Here is an 18419-nt window from a genome sequence, read left to right as displayed (position 1 = left end):
TTCCGGCAGCGCAGTCGACAACCCCCAGCTCGGCGAAGTTCAGCGCCAGCCTCGACCAGGCGATCGCCTGCTCGGGCAGTCCTCGCGGTCCCACGGTATCACCGAGGTTTCACCGGCCTCTTCGTCCCCCGCGACAGGTCCAGCGCCGGCTGTCATCGCGCTCCGCCAACCAATCGTCAAAGTTGGCCTTCAAGGTTGCGCCGCACAAAATCCTCGCTGCGATGCCGCAAAAATATGGAACCGATCGCTCGCAGTTTCGTTGGGGGGACTTGTTCGTTGGGAGGACGTGTTCGTTCGGGGGACTTGCCGTGCGCCGAGACGGGGCACGCTCGGAACATGAAAGGGAATCAGCCTCAGGAGGCATAGATGACACAGGAAATCGGCTCGGCCGCTCACGCGAAGTCTGTTGCTGCGGCGAATGCGAAGCGCCAGAGAAACCACTCGCGCCTGATCCGGGTATCCGCTTACTCGGTTGCAACCGTTCTGGCGCTTCTGATGACCACCGCAACCTTGCCACCGCTTCTGGCCGATCAATCGGACCGGGCCGTCATCAATGCGCCGATCACGCTGCTCACCGCTCCGATCAACGGCGAGCTGAGGCAGATGACCGGCCGGGTGGGCCAGCAGATGAAGCCGGGTGAGGCTGTTGCCTATGTCGAAAACCGGCGTGTCGACCGCACGACCCTGATCACGCTGGAAAGCAAGGCTGAAGAGCTTCAGGGCGCTCTTCGTGCCGCCACGGAAAAGAAGCAGGCCGATCGCCAGTACATCGCCGCGCTTGACGCCGAAATCCTGAAGCAGGTCGACCAGACAACGCGACGCCTGGACGCCGAAATCCACGAAGCCCGCGCCCGCGTAGGGGCCGCAGAGGCCGGCGGGCTTGCCAAGAAGGCCGTGGTCGATCGCCAGCAATCGCTGGTCTCCCGAAACGCCGCCAGCGTCGATCTCGTCCGTCCAACCCAGCAACAATACGAAGCCGCGCGCTTTGACAAGGAAGCGGAGGTGGCAAAGCTCGACCAGAGGATCGCGCAGCTGAGCGGTGTCAAAAGCGGGATCTTCGTCGGGAATGAGCTCAGCGGCCTTGCTCTCCTCGCCCAGAAGCGTCGCGACATCGCTTACGATGCGCAACGCATGGAGATCGAGGAGACCCAGATTGGATCGAGCCTCGCGGCTCAGCAGAGCCTTCTCGCAGCCGAGCAGGAACGACTCGAGAACTTGACCAACGCGCCGATCGTGGCGGCCAATGGCGGCTCGGTTCTCAGCCTCGCCAGCACGGCCGGGCGTCACGTCAAAGCCGGCGACGCGATCGCGACGATCACCGATTGCGACAAAGCCTTCGTCGTCGGGATCTTCTCGTACCGTAAAGCCCAGGCTTTGGCAGTCGGCACCCGCGTCAGCGTGACCGGCGCGACCGAAGGCACAAACCGCCAGGGCACGATCAGCGAAATCCTGCCGAAAGCCAGCGAGAAAACCGACGAGCAATATGCAGTTCCGTTCCCGCAGACAGAACGTCGGGAGATGTATGTCCTGGTCAGTCTCGATCCAGCCGAGGCCGCCGCATCGGCCGAGCGCGCGGCTGTCCAATCCGATATCTGCTCGATTGGACAATGGGTGACGGTCACGCGTTCCAATGGCTGGGTGCCGTCCGCCTCGGTCGCCTGGAGGACGGTAACGGATGGCCTGACGGGCCCACGCGCCGCCGCCCTGTGGGAATCCACGTCGTCGACAGCCCTCGCCGCCGCCGAGGCGACATCGCGACAGGTGGTCCGTGCCGCAACATCGCCTGAAGCGAAGCAGGCCTGGCTTTCCGTTTCCAGCGCCGCCGCCAGGACAGTCGAGGCCGTCGCGACCGGCTTTCGCAACTTGGTGTCCTGGATCGCCTCGCCGAAGCCGAACCATGACAGCCGGCACACCGACACGAAACCCGACGACGCGGTCGGAGCAGCATTGTGATCTGGCGTTTCCGCCCGAGCTGGCGTTTTCGCACCGTGGCAGCGGCTGCAATGCTGGCAGCTGGGACGGCGTCGGCCGCCCCACCTCGGCACGCCGTCGCCGATCCGCTCTGCGCTGCTTTGATGGCAGCCGTGGACAGGGAGGACAGCGGCAGTCAGCCAGTTTTCCTCGCCAGCTATCGTCCAGGCCCGAGCGAGACGGAACTCGAGCCGGCCCTGCGACAATCGGCGTTCACCTATGACAATGCCCTGGTCGCCATCGCCCTGACGGCCTGCGGGGATGTCGGCCGGGCGCGACGGATCGGCGATGCGCTTCTTCACGCTCTCGATCATGATCGCAGCTTCCATGATGGCCGTCTCCGCAACGCCTATCGGGCCGGACGGCTCGGTTCCGGCCCGCCGGCCCTGCCGGGCTGGTGGGACGCACGGCAAGGGCTCTGGGCGGAAGACAGCTATCAGGACGGAACCGCGACGGGGAATGTCGCCTGGGCCGCGCTCGCTCTCCTCACCCTCGACCAGGCGACCGGGCAGCGCACGTACCGGGAAGGCGCCAGGCGGCTGCTCGGCTGGATTCATGCGCATGCCTATGATCCGCGCGAGCCGACCGGGTATTCCGGCGGCGTCGACGGGTTCGATCCGTCCCAGACGAAGCTGAGCTGGAAATCGACCGAGCACAATCTCGATGTTCACGCTGTCGCGGCCTGGCTGAGCCGCCTGGATGGACGATCGGCCGATGCAGACATCGCCAGGACCGCACGCGGCTTCCTCGACGCGGTCTTTGTGGCCGAGCCGGGGCTGTTCCGCCTGGGAACGCAGCCGGATAGCCGGTTGCAACCGACAGATCATGTGGCGCTCGACACGCAGCTCTGGCCATTGATCGGCGTCGCCGACCCGCCAGACGCCTGGCGCCGGGCAATGGCCTTTGCGCAGCGCAATCTGGCCGTGCCAGGGGGATTCGATTTCAACGAGGATCGTGATGGCCTTTGGGTCGAAGGGACGGCGCAGGCGGCGCTGACCCTGCGCGCGCTTGGGCAGACCACGGCCGCAGCGAAGCTGCTCGACGGGCTGGCAGCCGAAATCTCGCCATCCGGATTGCTGTTTGCGAGCCGCGAGCCCCGCATCACGACCGGCATCGCGATCGGCCCGGCGAGCACCGAGCCCGATTTCTTCTACTATCGGCGGCCCCATATCGGCGCCACCGCCTGGGGCGCACTCGCAGCGCTGGGCTGGAACGCCTTCACCGGACGATCCGTGGAGTAGTGAGATGTTCCCATCACCGCCGGACCTGACCTCGGTTCTGCTCGCAGATCTCGGCATTTGTCTCGGCCTTCTGACCATGGCGGGCCTGCTTGACCGCGCCCATGGCACGGCGCGCGCGCTGTTTGGCGGCACGGCTGCGCTGTTCATCCTGGCCTATGCCGCCTGGCGCTGGCAGGAGACCTTGCCGCCTCTGGAGCCGAACTTCGATCAGATCTGGCCATATCTGTTCCTGGCCTTCGAGTTTACGGCAATCCTCTATACGCTCATGTCGATCATCATCCTGGTTCGGTTCAAGGACCGCTCGGATGAAGCCGATCGGGAGGAAGCCCGGCTTCGCCAAAGCGGCGACTGGCCTGCGGTCGATGTCTTCATCTGCACCTACAGCGAACCTCTCGACGTGGTCGAGAAATCGATCGTCGCGGCGCTCGCCATCGATTATCCCAATGTCACGGTCTGGGTTTGCGACGACACGCGACGCGCCTGGCTGAAGGATTACTGTGCCGAGCTCGGCGCGAACTATCTGACGCGATCGGACAATGTGGGCGCCAAGGCCGGCAATCTCAACAACGCACTCTTCCGCACCGCCGGCGTCACGAACGCGCCTCTCATTCTCGTCCTTGACGCCGACTTTGCGGTGAACCCGACGATTTTGCGACGGGTGGTCGGGCTGTTTCGGGATGAGCGGACCGCCGTAGTGCAGACACCGCAGTTCTTCTTCAACGCCGACCCGATCCAGCACAACCTGATGAGCTCGGACGCCTGGGTCGACGATCAGCGCATCTTCTTCGACGTGTTTCAGCCGGCCAAGGACGCATGGGGTTGCGCCTTCTGCGTCGGCACCTCCTTCGTCGTGCGGCGCGACCTCGTCACGGCAGCGGGTGGTTTTCCGCATGACGCGATCTGTGAGGACATCAACCTGACCTACACGCTGATGCGGGACGGGTATGAGACACACTGGCTGAACGAGCGGCTGAGCGCGGGGCTATCGGCCGAAGGATTACCTGAATACATCACGCAACGGACCCGGTGGTGCCTCGGCACGATCCAGGTCGCTCTCCTGAAGAATGGCCCTTTCCGCGGGAAAAACTACACATTGATGCAACGCCTGCATTATCTGCATGGCGTCCTGAACTGGCTGTGCAAGCCCTTCATCGTTCTGATGCTGATCGCACCATCGATATACTGGTTCTTCGATATACCCGCCTTCCACGCCGACTACCTTGCATTCCTTCGCTACGGCGTGCCTGCGCTCCTGGCATTGTGGATCTATAGCGGCTGGGTGTCGGGTCAGCGTACGCTTCCCCTGTTCATGGAAGTGACGCACTCGATTACGGCGCTGGCGGTCACCTTGACGCTGCTGTCTGCGACCGTTCGGCCGTTTGGGCGCCCCTTCAAGGTCACCGACAAGGGTGGCGATCGTTCGATCTCGTCGGTGCGCTGGACCATGGCGGCATGGTTTGGCGCCATCTCGCTGCTTTCGGCCGGCTCTATCGTGTGGTCGTTCATCTCTCCGTCCGGCGCGAGCGAAGTGTCGCCACTCGATTATTTCAACTTGCTCTGGGCCGGCGTCGCGATGCTGATCAGCTTCGTCGCCTTTGTGATCTGCTTCGAGCGGCCGCGCAAAGCCGACGAGTTCGGTATCGCCGAGCCCAGCGTATTGAAGACGGAGATCGGCACCTTCCGCTGCACACTCTCGACGATGGGTCTGGAAGGCGCGACCATTCAACTCGCCGAGCTGCCGCATGAACTTGATCGAAGCCAGCCGCTTCAAATCTGGGTCAAAACGGCAGGCTGGATCCGCGCCTTCGCCAGGGAAGACCGTATCGGTGAGATAGCCTTGCGTCTGGAGCCGAACGCCGCCCAGCGCCGCGCCTTGATTCTTCGACTTTTCACCACGGCGGTCGACCCGATCGCGCGGACGGCGAATTGGAGAGGCGTCGTGTCGGGCGTCTTGCGACGGTGCTTCCGGACGGCTTGAGCGAGGACATGGCGAAGATCCAGTCGCTCGTCGGTATCGTCAGTAGGTCGAGCGGTGGTGCATAAAACAAGGCGCCCGGTCTGCCTGACCGGAGCTTCGATGCGGCCATCTGAGGCTCCGATCTGGCACCAGTGGCCGGCACGACGAGGCCCTCCAGCTGCCCGCGAGCTATAAGCTGGTGGTTCTCGCGCTGACCCCGCTCAGGCGGCCGAGGGGCACGGCGGCTTGGCGTTCAGTCACAGTTCGCGAGTGCTCATGATACAGCACCAAGGAATACGCTCGCGGCGACGTGCACACCAACACGATCGAGGGCGTGTTCTCCATCTTCAAGCGCGGCATGAAGGGCATCTATCAGCATTGTGGTGAGAAGCGGCACCCACTTCAATGTATCATTGAATTTGTCGCTATCGTCTTTGGGTGTCATCCATGCCATTTGTCCAGCGCGATAGCAGCGGGAAGATTGTCAGTTCTTATGCGAATGCTCAACCTGGTCGGGCCGAAGAGGAGTTGTCTGACGGGAGCCCCGATCTTATCACCTTTCTTGCTCAATTTCCGCCTGGTTTCCTTACCCCACCCACCGCAGCAGAATTGAACGAGATGCGACAGGCACATGCTCGACTCGAACGCGAACATGAGGCTATTCGAAACAACATCGGTCTTTTCAATTCCATTTTCTCCGGCCTTGAAAGCGCGCTCGGAGCCTTGCTCTATTCAGCACTAAACCTCCCACACAGCCAAGTGGCTTACGCGATCTATTTCAGTCCTAGCGGCTTTGATGCGCGCTCCGAGATCGTAGACAACGTGCTGAAGCAATTCATGTTTGAAAATGGCGAACTCGGCTCACTACGGAACCTATGGGACCGTGTTTTCCTCAAGGTGCAGCGGGCTCGTAAAGTCAGGAACACGATCGCCCACGCCAGCCCGCAGACATTGGTCATCAATGGGCGATCCCATGCCCGCCTAACCGCCCCGGCCTTCGACGTGATCCGACTGGGACGCAAAATCGCCGACCGCCAGATACCCGGACTGACAGCGAGCGACATTGCGGAAGCTGTGCAAACGGCCCATTTTGCGCGCGACCGCGTCGACGAAGTCAACCGCGTGTTCGAGGCGTTTTATCGCGAGCGGCCAGTATTGCCTCAGAGACTGCTCGAATTAGAAGCCGGTCTCCAGACATCTCGTGGTCAGGGCCAACTCGTCCAGACTCTGACAGTGTCCTCACACCAGCTTCCTCCATCTCAAGGTTGATGTGGTCGGAATGACGCGCCTCGTCACAAGGGCGCGTCAGCTTGATAGTGGTCCATTCACAATCGGTGAGTTCGTCGCGCATAGTTCAGGCTCTGCTTTCGCAGCTTGAACCGGGTCCATTGCGATCCCATCAACCCGAGATGGCCCGTACCGTTGTCACACGTGTGCTGGATTGGCTTCCGCTTCCGATGGAACAGCGGACGTGGACGGGCTGGCCACTGTTGGCCCGGCTGCGAATGGCCTGTTGCGGGCATCTCGGCCGGATCCGTTCACTGGCGACGAGCGGCATCGCGAAGCGTAAAAAACCCTACATGCGTTAGAAAGCAGAAGCCCGCGAGATAAATCACCAATGCCAAGACAAAGTAGTAGGGGCTCTCGTCAAATGAGAGCCATCGGACACTACTCCGAGGACCGCTGTAAACGAGCCCATACGCAATTGCGCTGTATAACTGTCTGACCGAGAATACCCAGCCAATAACCCCGACGATCAGCAGAATCGCGCTCTTTGCCATCGAACCCGCCGTCGCGCTCCAGATGTTCGATTATCTCGGCCACGCATGCATGCGAGGTTAACTCGCAAAGCGAAACCTTCCGTTTCTCACCCATAGCTTCGTTTCGCTGCGATGCGGAGGCTGCTCCACCTTTACCGCACAGCGGACCTGACGAACCCGGTCGCCCGGTCGATTTACGGGTTCGCGCCCTACCCCGGATTCCGCAGATAGTTCAGGATCGCGTCGGGCATGGCGTAGTCGATCTCGCGGCGAACGCTCCAGAACTCCGAGCGCGGCCGGTCCTGCGCCACCTCCTTGAAGGCCTTGGGCGTTTTGGCTTCGCGCAGCAGGCGGCGCATCTTGGCGGCGATGTCGTCCTGCAGGGTCGTCTCATAGAAGCCTTTGACGGCTTGCGGTACTTGGGCTTGCGGCGCTTGCTTCAGCGGTTCGAAATTCGCCTTGCGCTCATCCGACACGGCCGAGAGATCGCGGACGAGCCCTTCCAGCGTGGCGCGGTCGGCCAATTCGAAACGCCCGAGCTCGCGCGACAATGCGCTCGCCTTCTGCCAGTCCGCGATCATGGTCGCGACGATCTCGGGACGCGGCGCACCGGCCTTGCGGCGCTCGATCACCAGCGCGGCGGCATCGCGATAGATCTCGGCGAGCTCGGCCTCGAGCTGATGGCAGCGCTTGCCGGCGGCCAAGAGCTTTGCATTCAGCTCGTCGCCCTTCTTGAACTTGTCGTCCTCGTAATCCTTGGCGTTGATATAGGTCGAGAGGTCCTTGAAGACCTCGCCGCTGGCGCCCAGCGTCTCGTTTGCGCTCTTGATGGCGGGCTCGGCCTTCAGCTTCAGGGCCTCGGGCAGCGAGGCCGGGAGCGGCGGCAGGCGCTCATAGGAGCGCACGGAATACTGGATCGAGAGCACGCGCGCCCTGCGGTTGCGCCAATCATCGTAGGAATTGGTGCGCCACAGCGTCCAGGCCGCGTTGTTGCAGGCGCTGTCCAATTCGCGCAGGATCTCGAAGAGCTGGTCCTCCTGCCGCTGCTCCGCGCTCGGGACAACCGGGCGTGCGATGGCGCCCGGTGTAACCTGGGCATAGCGAATGCCGGGCGCTGATTCCGCCAGGACCGGCCCGACTCCGAGCGCCATGCCGGCGAGCAGCAGCCCGCAGATCCGGCCCATGGGCCACAGCTTTCTGATCGCCATCGACCAGTCTCCGCTTTTTGAACAGACAGGATTTTCGAACGTGATCCAGCGCGACGATAGAGCCGCTCAGACCTGTTCCTTCTCCACCCATTTGATCGTCGCGGCCGGGACATATTGCTCCATCCGGTCGAGCAGGGTCGCGGGCTCCGTATCGGTCATCGCCATGGCGCGGTGCGTCTGCTTCAGGAAGCCGGCTTCGACCGTGCCGTCGAGGAAGGCGGCCAGCGGATCGTAGAAGCCCGCGATATTGAGCAGGCCCAGCGGCTTGGAGTGGATGCCGAGCTGGCCCCAGGTCCAGATCTCGAACAATTCCTCAAAGGTGCCGATGCCGCCGGGCATGGCGATGAAGCCGTCCGAGAGTTCGGCCATCCGCGCCTTGCGGATATGCATGGTCTCGACGACCTCGAGCCGTGTCAGGCCGTGATGCCCGACTTCCTTCTCGCGCAGCGCGCGCGGGATGACGCCATGAACCTCGCCGCCGGCCTCGAGCGCGGCATTGGCGACGATGCCCATCAAACCCACCGCGCCGCCGCCATAGACCAGGACGAGGCCGCGCCGGGCGATCTCGGCGCCCATGGCGCGGGCGCCCGCCGCATAGACGGGCTCATTGCCGGGATTGGACCCGCAGAAGACGCAAACCGATTTCATGAACCCAATGCCTGCAAGATACGCGCCCAGGAGCGCTGTCCCTTATGGAAGGATGAGAGGTCGTATTTCTCGTTGGGCGAATGCACCCTGTCGTCGTCGAGCCCGAAGCCGACCAGCAGCGTGTCCATCCCGAGCAGGCGCTTGAAATCGCCGACCACCGGCACCGAGCCGCCCGAGCCGATCGTCACCGCCTTGCGGCCCCACTCCTCGGTCAGAGCCGCCCGCGCCTTGGTCAGCGCCGGTGAATCGGCCGGCACCGCGATTGCGGGCGAGGCGCTGTAGACGATGAACTCGGCCGAGACGTCGCCAGGCAATTGCGCGCGCACATAGGCCTGGAAGGCGGCGGCGATCTTGTCGGGGTCCTGCTTGCCGACGAGGCGGAAGGAGACCTTGGCCGAGGCCTTGGCGGCGATCACCGTCTTGGTGCCCTCGCCGGTATAGCCGCCCCAGATGCCGTTGACGTCGCAGGTCGGGCGCGACTGGATCTGCTCGATCAGCATGCGGCCCTTCTCGCCAATCGAATGCTTCAGGCCGATTTGCCCGAGGAACTCCGCCTCCGTCAGCCCGAGATCGGCCCAATCGGCCTTCTGCGAATTGGACGGCTCCTCGACACCTTCATAGAAACCGGGAACCGTGATGCGCCCGGTCTCGTCATGCAGGCTGGCGATGATGCGCGAGAGCACATGCACCGGATTGGCCGCAGCCCCTCCGAACAGGCCCGAATGCAGGTCGCGATCGGCGCAGCTGATCGTGACCTCCTGATAGACCATGCCGCGCAGCGAGGCGGTGATCGCCGGCGTGTCGCGGTCCCACATGCCGGTGTCGCAGACCAGCGCGATATCGGCCTTGAGCTGTTCGGCGTTCTCGCGGACGAAGGCCGGCAGGTTGACCGAGCCGGATTCCTCCTCGCCCTCGACCAGGATGGTGACGCCAACAGGCAGATCGCCCGTCTCGGCAATGGTGGCGCGCATCGCCTCGACGAAGGTCATGACCTGGCCCTTGTCGTCGCAGGCACCGCGCGCGACGATGACCTTGCGGCCGGGCGCGATCTCCTTGACAACCGGCTTGAACGGCTCGGTATCCCACAAATTCAGCGGATCGACCGGCTGCACGTCGTAATGCCCATAGAACAATACATGCGGCGCGCCAGGCTTGGGCCGATGCGCCAGCACGACGGGCTGGCCGGGCGTCTCGCCGAGCGACGCCTTGAAGCCGAGCGATTCCAGATCCGCCCGCAGCCACTCCGCGGCGCGGCGGCTATCGGGCCAATAGGCCGAATCCGTCGAGATCGAGGGGATTTCGAGCCAGGACGACAGCCGCGCGAGCGAGGTGTCGAGATCGGCGTCGAGACGAGAGAGGATCGCGGGAAGCTTGGTCATGGCGCTCAACTGGTCTGGGGCCCTCGTCATCCGAGAGCCGATTCAGGTTGCGCCATCATGACAAGGCTTGAGCGCGGCGTCAGCCACCCAGTGAACATGGCGCCCCTGCTCCGCAACCGCTGGTAACTGCCGCAGGGCTCATCCTGAGGAGCCACTCCTGGACCTCTACAGGCAACGTGCGGGGAATCTCGACGGAGAACCCTCTCCCGTAGGGAGAGGGCAGGGTGAGGGGTCGGCCGTTTGACGCTTTGGCTGCGACCTCACCGCTGCTTCGCTGTGAGGCTGGCGCTCGACTGGTCCAGGGGCCGACACCTCACCCCTGCCCCTCTCCCTACAGGAGAGGGGTTCCCCGCGCCCTTCCCGTCATTCTCGGGCGGAGCGAAGCGCAGACCCGAGAATCTCTCGTCCAGAGATGCTCGGGTCAAGCCCGAGCATGACGTGCAAACCCTACCGCCGCCCGCCCAGCATGCTGCCCAGCACGCCGCGCAGAATCGCGGTGCCGACCTGCCGGCCGATCGAGGTCGCGGCCGAGCGTGCCGCCGAGGTGATGATCTTCTCGGTCATGCTCTGCGGAAGGGCGCCGCCGCGGCTGCCGGGGCCGGTCTTCGGGCGCGGCGCGTTCGAGCCGCCGCCGAGCCAGCCGCCGATCGTGTCCATGATGCCGCCGCCGCCCGTGGTCGAGGCTTCAATCGGCGAGCCGTCGGGCTGCAGGTTCTTGCGCTTCATCAACTCCTCATAAGCGGAGTCGGCGTCGATCATGGTGTCGTATTTGCCCTTGAAGCCCGAGGCGTTCATCGCCTGCTGGCGCTCCTGCACGCTGCAGGGGCCGACCTGCGCCATCGGCGGCGCGATCAGCGTGCGCTCGACCATGGTCGGCGTGCCCTTGCCCTCCAGCGTCGAGGTCAAGGCCTCGCCGACTGCGAGCTGCGTGATCGCCTCCTCGGTCTTGAATTTCGGGTTCTGGCGGAAGGTTTCGGCCGCGGCGCGCACCGCCTTCTGGTCGCGCGGGGTGAAGGCGCGCAAGGCGTGCTGGACGCGGTTGCCGAGCTGGGCCAGCACCGTATCGGGGATATCGAGCGGGTTCTGCGTGACGAAATAGACGCCGACGCCCTTCGAGCGGATCAGCCTGACCACCTGCTCGACCGCCGTCAGCAAGGCTTTCGGCGCGCCGTTGAACAGCAGATGCGCCTCGTCGAAGAAGAAGACGAGTTTTGGCTTGTCGAGATCGCCGACCTCGGGAAGCTGCTCGAACAGTTCCGAGAGCAGCCAGAGCAGGAAGGTGGCGTAGAGCCTGGGATTGGCCATCAGCTTGTCGGCCGCCATGATGTTGACGATGCCGCGGCCGTCGCGGTCGGTCTTCATCAGGTCGTTGATGTCGAGCGCCGGCTCGCCGAAGAACAGATCGCCCTTCTGGTTCTCCAGCACCAGCAATTGGCGCTGGATCGTGCCGACCGACTGGGCGGTGACATTGCCGTATTTCGTCGTCAGATCCGAGGCGTTCTCGGCGATGAAGGAGAGGATCGCGCGCAGATCCTTGAGATCGAGCAACAACAGCTTCTGCTCGTCGGCGATGCGGAAGGCGATGTTGAGCACGCCCTCCTGCGTATCGTTGAGATCGAGCAGTCGGGCCAGCAACAGCGGCCCCATCTCGGAAATGGTGGCGCGGACGGGGTGGCCCTGCTCGCCGAAGACGTCCCAGAACACAGTGGTGAACTGGTCGGGCTGATATGCCACGCCGATTTCCGCGGCGCGCTTGACGAAGGCCGGCTGGGAGCTGCCGGGCGCGGCGATCCCTGACAGATCGCCCTTGATGTCGGCGGCGAAGACCGGGACGCCGTTGCGGGCAAAGCCTTCCGCCATCACCTGCAATGTCACGGTCTTGCCCGTGCCGGTCGCGCCCGTCACCAGCCCGTGGCGGTTGGCGAGCTTGAGCAGGAGGTTCTCGGCCTTCCAGCTCTTGCCGATCAGGATCGCGCCATCTTCCGCCACGAGACCTGCCTCCGCCGTGAGACCTGCTTTCGCCACGAGACCCGCCTCCACCACGAGATCTGCTTTCGCCATGCTGTCCGCCTGTTGTGCTATCGAAAGGTCGAGGGCAAGGGTGTAGCGAAACGCGCCAGCCGGCGGAAGCCCGCTACCCGCTTGATTAGATCGTTGATATGTGAACTATCGCGCAGCCGCGTCGTGCCGCAATAAATTACCGCTCAGAACTTCATACCGTCAAAGACAAGGACAAGACCCATGGACGAACTGATCTCCCGCATCATCGCGGTCTCCGGCCTCAATGAAGAGCTCGCCCGCAAGGCGCTCGGCATCATTCTCGCCTTCCTGCAGAAGGAAGGCCCGCCGGCCGAGATCGGCCAATTGATGACCTCCCTGCCCGGCGCGCAGGAGCTTGCCGATGCCGAGGGCGGCGCCAAGGGCGGGCTGATGGGCATGGTCGGCGGCCTGATGGGCGGTGGCGGCGGCGTCATGGCGCTCGGCGGCCAGTTGATGGGCGCCGGCCTCTCGATGGGCCAGATCCAGTCGGTCTCGAAGGAGATGTTCGCGGTCGGCCGCGAAAAAGCGGGCGAAGACACGATGGGCGCGATCGTCGGCGCCATTCCGGGACTCGGCCAGTTCGTCTGAGCGCTGCCCGGGAGACCACCAAGCGAAGCCGCCCGGAATGGGCGGCTTTTTTGTTGGGTGGTCGGAGTTATGGGTGGCCCGGCGCGGCGAGGGTCTGAGTTCGATCGGAAGCCGGCCGTCAACTGCGCAGATAAGTAGGCGAAATCTTCCGCGCTCGGAACCGAACAGGGGTGGGCCTCCCCAAAAGGCGTGCTGGGCTATTCCACCAATCTTGCCCAACTGCAAATTCTGTTTTGAGTAAATTTGGAGAAATTACATGAATATTACTTAATGGGTGCCGCCAGGTTGATTCCGCACTCATCGAAATCAACTTCACCCTTGAATCACTCGCCAAGAAATTGAAAGGCTGCCATGTCGTTGGATTATCGGAATTATCAACGATGAATCCGATCGATTTATTTGGCCAATTATTGGAACAATTTTTTATGATATCCACGTTATTTATTACTGTATAATCTTTCTTATCGAAAAAGAGATCTTCAGCCTTACCGCATACGTATGTATCTATCAGAAAAACTCGATTATCTTTCGATTTGAACCCCATCGCTTCGACACCCGAACCGCACCCGCCGGAATTTATTACGCTAACCCAGCGACGAGATTGAGAAAGCTGTCGAACGGCTGTCGCATTGATCAGCTCGTCATCAACCTGAAGGGTCGCTTCCAATCGGTATTGCGCCCGATATGTGCAAAATGGATTCAAAGTGTTTGGAGGCAGCGCCCAATATGCCATGACGCCGAGAAAAAGGATTGTTAGTCCTCCCCCTAGTCGCTTGATCAAATTGGCCGAGGCGAAGGCACGAGGAATTGACGTCTCCATTCAGACCTTCGTGAATTGTGGGACCCCGCCCAAACTCGCTCCACATTCGCTAAGGATTAGTGTCAGAAACGGGTCGTGAACCGCCTGTCCCGCCAGGTCTCTGGCTTCTCTCGGACGTCTGTTGGAGATCTGTCGATACCGCCTATGGCGTTTCGCATTGAGGTTGAAACGGCCTGGTCATCTCGGGCGGAGCGAAGCGCAGACTCGGGATCCATTCCTGAGCCTCGCCAATCAATGCTCCGGAATGGATCCCTGATCGGCGCCGCTGACGCGGCTTGTCCGGAATGACACCCCCTGTGATGCGATCCGATTGCAGCCTGACCTGATATTGACGGGCTTGAAAACCGGCGAGGCTGCGCGCCTCGCCGAGAGGCGCGGGGAACCCTTCTCCCGGATGGGAGAAGGGCAGGGATGAGGGCCTGCCGCTGCTTGTTGGGGCACAACCGCGCCGCTGCGCCTTCTACTGAGAGGGCACACCCTCACCCCTGCCCCTCTCCCATCCGGGAGAGGGGTTCCCCGCGCCCGTCGAAAACGGTGATAACTTCTCGCTCATCCCCTGCCGCATCGGTTCTGGGTTCCGGGCTCGATCCTGCGGATCGCCCCGGAATGAGGCGGAGCTTCAGCCGCAAGCCGGTCCCAAAACCCGTCGGCATCAATACCCAAGCGACCTGAAAATCAGCGCGGCATTGATCCCGCCGAAGGCGAAGGAGTTCGACATCGCGGCCGGAATCGGCATCGCCCGGCCCTGATTGGGGACGCAGTCGAAGTCGCATTCGGGGTCGGCAGCGTCGAAATTGGCTGTCGGCGGAACCATGTCGTTCTCGATCGCCATGATCGTCGCAATCGCCTCAAAAGCGCCGGCCGCGCCCAGCGCATGGCCGGTCACGCCCTTGGTCGAGGAGATCGGCGGCAACGGCCGCTCGCCGAAGAGGCGCTTCAGGGCCAGCGTCTCGGTCCGGTCATTGGCGCGGGTGCCGGTGCCATGGGCGTTGATATAAGCGAGATCGCCCGGGCTCAGCCCGGCATCGGTCAGGGCCAGGCTCATGGCGCTCACCATGCCCTCTGCCTTGGGCGCGACGATGTCGCCCGCATCGGCGCTGAAGCCGAAGCCCGCCGCCTCGACCGCGGGCTTAAGGCCACGGCTGCGCGCATGCGCTTCGGTCTCCAGCACGATGACGCCCGCGCCCTCGGACAGCACGAGTCCGTCGCGCCCCGCCGCGAAGGGCCGGCAGAGGCTGCGCGACATGATCTTCATGGCGTCCCAGGCGATCAGGGTTCCAGCCGAGAGCGGGGCCTCCGTGCCCCCGGCGATGATGATGTCGGCGAGGCCGGCGCGCAGAAACTGCATGGCGATGCCGATGGCGTGGCTCGCGGAGGCACAGGCGCTCGATGTCACGAAGCAAGGGCCGGTCGCGCCCGACATGATCGAAACCCAGCTTGCCGACGAGCTGACCATGACCTTGGGCACGGTCATCGGATGCGGGCGCTTGTTCAGGTGGTAGAGCCGGGAATACTGGTCATCGACGCTGCATTGCCCGCCGGCCGAGTTGCCGAGGATGACGCCGACGCGCTCGGGGCGCGGCAGGCCGCTCCCAAGGCCGGCGGCTACCAGCGCCTGGCGCGCCGCCGCGACGGCAAACAGGGCGTTGCGGTCGCAGGCCGAGCGCGGGAGCTCCAGCCCCGCCATGAAGCCTTCGCCCAGGACTTCCGCCACGCGGATGCCCTTGCCCGGCAAGGCGGACGCCTCCCCCACGCTCTCGCGCCCCGCCAGCAGGGCCTGCCAGAAGCTGTCAGTGTCGCAACCGATGGGGGAGACGATGCCGAGGCCGGAAACGACGATCCGCGTCATGCCGCTGCTTTCTTGCCGCCTGCTTTCTTGCCGCCTGCTTTCATGCCGCCTGCTTTTTGGCCACGAGCTTGCCGACTTCAGCGCAAAGCTCGCCGATCGTCTTCACATCGTTGATGTTGTTATTGGCGTTGTAGTCGATCTCGATGTTGAAATGATCTTCGATCTTGAAGATGATCTCGACGAAATCATAGGAGTTGAAGCCGGTATCCTCGAGCAAGGTTTCGGCCCCCCAGGCAACGGCCGCAAGCTTTCCGCAACCGCGCGATGCGTTTTCCGCGATGACCTGCTTGAGCATCTCGATGAGGACATCGATCGTGACCAGCGGCGCCTCACTTGTCATGGTCTTAGTGCTTTCCTCATTCGAAACAGCCCGCCTGCACATTTGCTTGAGTCCACCGGGGCCGTAAACCGTTTATCGGTTCAACGCGCCCCTGGCGCAGCGCATGGGAGTGGGTCGCTGGGACACTCCAGCCCTCATCCTGAGAGGCTGGCCTGCAATGAAGCCAATGATTTCGATGGCTCTGTCCTGATCACCTATGCGCCGTCATTCCGGCCCTGAGGGCCGCGTCCGGAATGACGACCTGGTCGTCATGCTCGCCCTTGTGGCACTGCTGTCCGGTTCGCCGCGAGCGCGATCGAAAAGCTCCGTTCATCGCAGGCATTCCAGCGGGCGGGGACGAATGAGACAGGCGCGGGGAACCCTTCTCCCGTGTGGGAGAAGGGCAGGGATGAGGGCAGGCCAGACAACCAGATCGCGCAAGCGGCTCCGCATCGCCTCCTGTGCTTTCAGGATGAAGCCGGCACTGCGGCGCGGTCGCGCCCCCAGCAATTGGCGGCACACCCTCATCCCTGCCCTTCTCCCATACGGGAGAAGGGTTCCCCGCGCCCTTCATCCGGCACTTCGCGTCGCTTCCGCTCGCGAGGGGAACGCAGTGCATGATCCGCTCAGGGGGCCCAAACCCCAACCGGACAGCAGTGGACAAGCCCGACCATGACGGCAGAGGATAACGCCATCGCTCAGCCCTGAAGGCCGTCAGGATCAAACGCCCTCTACGCGATCGGCCCGATCGAGTCGTCCAGATAATACCATTGCGCGAGATGGCGCAGGATGATCGGCTCGATCCGGCTGTTGATGAAGGCGACATCGGCGAGCGCGTCGTTGCCGCCGGGAGCCATAAAGAACGGCTCCTCGAAATGAAGCCGGAACCGGACGTTCTCCACCCGCTCGCAATAGACGACGACGAGCTGCGCGCCGGTGCGCCGGGCGAACTTGGCGGCGAGCGCCAGATTGCCCTTGATGTGAGGCGGACGCCCGAACAGCGGCGCCATCATCGTGCTGCCGCGCTTTTCATCGGGGAAGATGGCGAGGACACCGTTTCCCTTCAGAATGGACAACGCCTGCAGCGCACCGATCCGGTCGGGGGACAGCACCTTGACGTCGAGGCTGCTGCGCGTCGCCTCGGCGATGTCACGATGGGCCACATTCTCCGGCACCTCGGAGATCGAGGCGATCGTAACGCCGATCTTCTGCATCGCCGCAGCCATCACCTCCCAATTGCCGAGATGCAGGCAGAGCGCGATCGTCGGGATCCTGCCGAGATTGGCGCGGGGAGCCTCGATGCCGACGAGCTCCATCCGCTCCGAAGAGGTCAGGCGATGGACGATGGAGAACTCGGCCATCAAGCGCCCGACATTGTCGACGAAGCGCCAGACCAGCTTCTCGACTTCCGTCTCCGCCATCGCCGGAAAGTGCTGCCGGATATTGGCGCGGGCCTTGCGGGCGACATTCGGATCGATGAAGCGGATCTTGAGCCAGGCCAAGCGGGCGCCGAGATTCGAGACGAACGCGATCGGCAAGCGCCGCATGGCGTGATGCAGCACTCGCTCCAGGGCCTGCATGGGGTATCGGTCCGTATCAAAGGGTCAGTCGGGCAGAACGCCCGACCATGCGGGAAGCCACACTCCGGGCGCAATGTCGGGCGGCGGGCCGGCTCGACGCTATAGCCTCATCGGGGCAAGGCTTCAAAGCGCTGGACGCATATCGGCAGGGACGGCGGCGCTTCATCCAGCCCAAGATTCATGGCCCTTTTGCTCCAGATCGCCCCGATCAACTCAGCAGGATCGTGCGGATCTCCTGCCAGCTCTCCGCATCGGGCGCGCAGAGCAGGCCGAGCGTCGGCTGAGCCGGCCGATAAGGCTGCCCGTCCAGCATGCGGACATGGCCGCCGGCCTCGGCATAGATCAGCGAGCCCGGCGCGTGATCCCAGGGGCTGAGCCGGCCATAGAGCAGGAAGTGGCCATTGCCCGCGGCCGCGAGCCGGTATTCATGGCCGCAGCAGCGCAGCGACGACACATTGGCGAAGGCCGGCATGTGCCCCGGCAGCTTGCTGCGCAGCGGCTCCGGGAAATACTGCCAGCTCATCATGCCGGTCATCTCGCGCGGAGCGGCGGCTGGCGCCACCCGCAGGTCGCGGCTCCTGCCGCCAGCGGAGCCGAGCCAGGCGCCCTCACCGCGCAGCGCCATCGCACTGTCCTCGACGATGGGATCGTGGATCACCGCAGCGACGACCTCGCCCCTGACCAGCACCGCGGCCATGACGGCGAAGAGCGGCAGGTCAGAGGCGTAGTTGAGCGTGCCGTCGATCGGGTCGATGACGAAGGCGAGCTCGGCATCGCCGAGACGCGCGACCAGCGCCGGATCGGCGGCGACCGCCTCCTCGCCGATCAGCGCGGCGCCCGGAAAGGCCCGGGCGAGCTCGGCGCTGATGAAGCGCTCCGCCGCCTCGTCGGCCTCGGTGACGAGATCGGTCGCCGAGCGCTTCTCGCGGATCTCGCCCTCGGCCAGGTTGCGGAAGCGCGGCATGACCTCGCGGCGGCCCGCCTCGGCGAGTATCCCTGCAAGCGTCTCATGGTCCTGGCGTGTGAAGATCATCGTGGTCCGGTCGGTTAGAGCGCTTT

14 protein-coding genes and 1 pseudogene are annotated in these 18419 nt (G+C 63.6%); 6 read left to right on the top strand and 9 right to left on the bottom strand.

What is annotated here, in order from left to right; translation table 11 throughout:
• The first annotated feature begins 366 nt into the window (after positions 1-366).
• From BHK69_RS12840 to BHK69_RS12820, 5 genes and pseudogenes are all read left to right on the top strand, one after another.
• Positions 367-1953: an HlyD family secretion protein gene (locus BHK69_RS12840; RefSeq protein WP_069690447.1), complete on the top strand. Its 1587-nt coding sequence runs from the start codon at positions 367-369 to the stop codon at positions 1951-1953.
• Between the two features lie 122 nt (positions 1954-2075).
• Positions 2076-3212, top strand: coding sequence for a hypothetical protein (locus BHK69_RS12835; RefSeq protein ID WP_244548486.1), 1137 nt, complete (start codon positions 2076-2078; stop codon positions 3210-3212).
• 4 nt (positions 3213-3216) lie between these two features.
• Positions 3217-5190, top strand: a complete 1974-nt coding sequence (locus BHK69_RS12830; RefSeq protein WP_069690446.1) for a glycosyltransferase family 2 protein — start codon at positions 3217-3219, stop codon at positions 5188-5190.
• Positions 5191-5449: 259 nt separating this feature from the next.
• A pseudogene (locus BHK69_RS31375) lies at positions 5450-5590 on the top strand (transposase); the annotation flags it as partial.
• Positions 5591-5616: 26 nt separating this feature from the next.
• Positions 5617-6438 carry a hypothetical protein gene (locus tag BHK69_RS12820; RefSeq protein ID WP_148663396.1) on the top strand — a complete coding sequence of 274 codons (822 nt, stop codon included), beginning with the start codon at positions 5617-5619 and terminating at the stop codon, positions 6436-6438.
• A gap of 700 nt (positions 6439-7138) precedes the next feature.
• Here the strand turns inward: BHK69_RS12820 and BHK69_RS12810 are convergent.
• The 4 genes from BHK69_RS12810 to BHK69_RS12795 form a co-directional block, all read right to left on the bottom strand.
• Positions 7139-8137: a DUF3829 domain-containing protein gene (locus BHK69_RS12810; RefSeq protein ID WP_069690442.1), complete on the bottom strand. Its 999-nt coding sequence runs from the start codon at positions 8135-8137 to the stop codon at positions 7139-7141.
• 66 nt (positions 8138-8203) lie between these two features.
• A complete protein-coding gene (locus BHK69_RS12805) occupies positions 8204-8785 on the bottom strand; it encodes an LOG family protein (protein WP_069690441.1) in 582 nt (193 codons plus the stop codon).
• Positions 8782-10164, bottom strand: coding sequence for a dipeptidase (locus tag BHK69_RS12800; RefSeq protein ID WP_069690440.1), 1383 nt, complete (start codon positions 10162-10164; stop codon positions 8782-8784). The genes BHK69_RS12805 and BHK69_RS12800 overlap by 4 nt, the downstream gene beginning before the upstream one ends.
• A 447-nt stretch (positions 10165-10611) precedes the next feature.
• On the bottom strand, positions 10612-12225 hold the full coding sequence (locus BHK69_RS12795; RefSeq protein WP_083269307.1) for a helicase HerA-like domain-containing protein: 1614 nt from the start codon (positions 12223-12225) through the stop codon (positions 10612-10614).
• Between the two features lie 180 nt (positions 12226-12405).
• On the opposite strand from BHK69_RS12795, the gene BHK69_RS12790 reads away from it, so the two are divergent.
• Positions 12406-12792 carry a hypothetical protein gene (locus tag BHK69_RS12790; protein ID WP_069690439.1) on the top strand — a complete coding sequence of 129 codons (387 nt, stop codon included), beginning with the start codon at positions 12406-12408 and terminating at the stop codon, positions 12790-12792.
• A 118-nt stretch (positions 12793-12910) separates the two neighbouring features.
• On the opposite strand, the gene BHK69_RS31950 is transcribed toward BHK69_RS12790, so the two are convergent.
• The 5 genes from BHK69_RS31950 to BHK69_RS12770 form a co-directional block, all read right to left on the bottom strand.
• Positions 12911-13612 carry a hypothetical protein gene (locus tag BHK69_RS31950; protein ID WP_148663395.1) on the bottom strand — a complete coding sequence of 234 codons (702 nt, stop codon included), beginning with the start codon at positions 13610-13612 and terminating at the stop codon, positions 12911-12913.
• Between the two features lie 652 nt (positions 13613-14264).
• Positions 14265-15461: a beta-ketoacyl-[acyl-carrier-protein] synthase family protein gene (locus BHK69_RS12785; protein ID WP_069690438.1), complete on the bottom strand. Its 1197-nt coding sequence runs from the start codon at positions 15459-15461 to the stop codon at positions 14265-14267.
• Between the two features lie 40 nt (positions 15462-15501).
• Complete coding sequence (locus tag BHK69_RS12780; RefSeq protein ID WP_069690437.1) at positions 15502-15801, bottom strand: acyl carrier protein; 300 nt, start codon at positions 15799-15801, stop codon at positions 15502-15504.
• 710 nt (positions 15802-16511) lie between these two features.
• Positions 16512-17360 (bottom strand): lysophospholipid acyltransferase family protein, encoded by an 849-nt coding sequence (locus BHK69_RS12775; protein ID WP_069690436.1) that lies wholly within the window; start codon positions 17358-17360, stop codon positions 16512-16514.
• Between the two features lie 208 nt (positions 17361-17568).
• Positions 17569-18393 carry an inositol monophosphatase family protein gene (locus BHK69_RS12770; RefSeq protein WP_069690435.1) on the bottom strand — a complete coding sequence of 275 codons (825 nt, stop codon included), beginning with the start codon at positions 18391-18393 and terminating at the stop codon, positions 17569-17571.
• Positions 18394-18419 lie beyond the last annotated feature (26 nt).

Origin of the sequence: Bosea vaviloviae (assembly GCF_001741865.1) — a bacterium.
GTDB lineage: Bacteria > Pseudomonadota > Alphaproteobacteria > Rhizobiales > Beijerinckiaceae > Allobosea > Allobosea vaviloviae.
The sequence above is the reverse complement of the archived record's forward strand: the minus strand, read 5'-3'. Positions and strand labels throughout refer to the sequence as shown.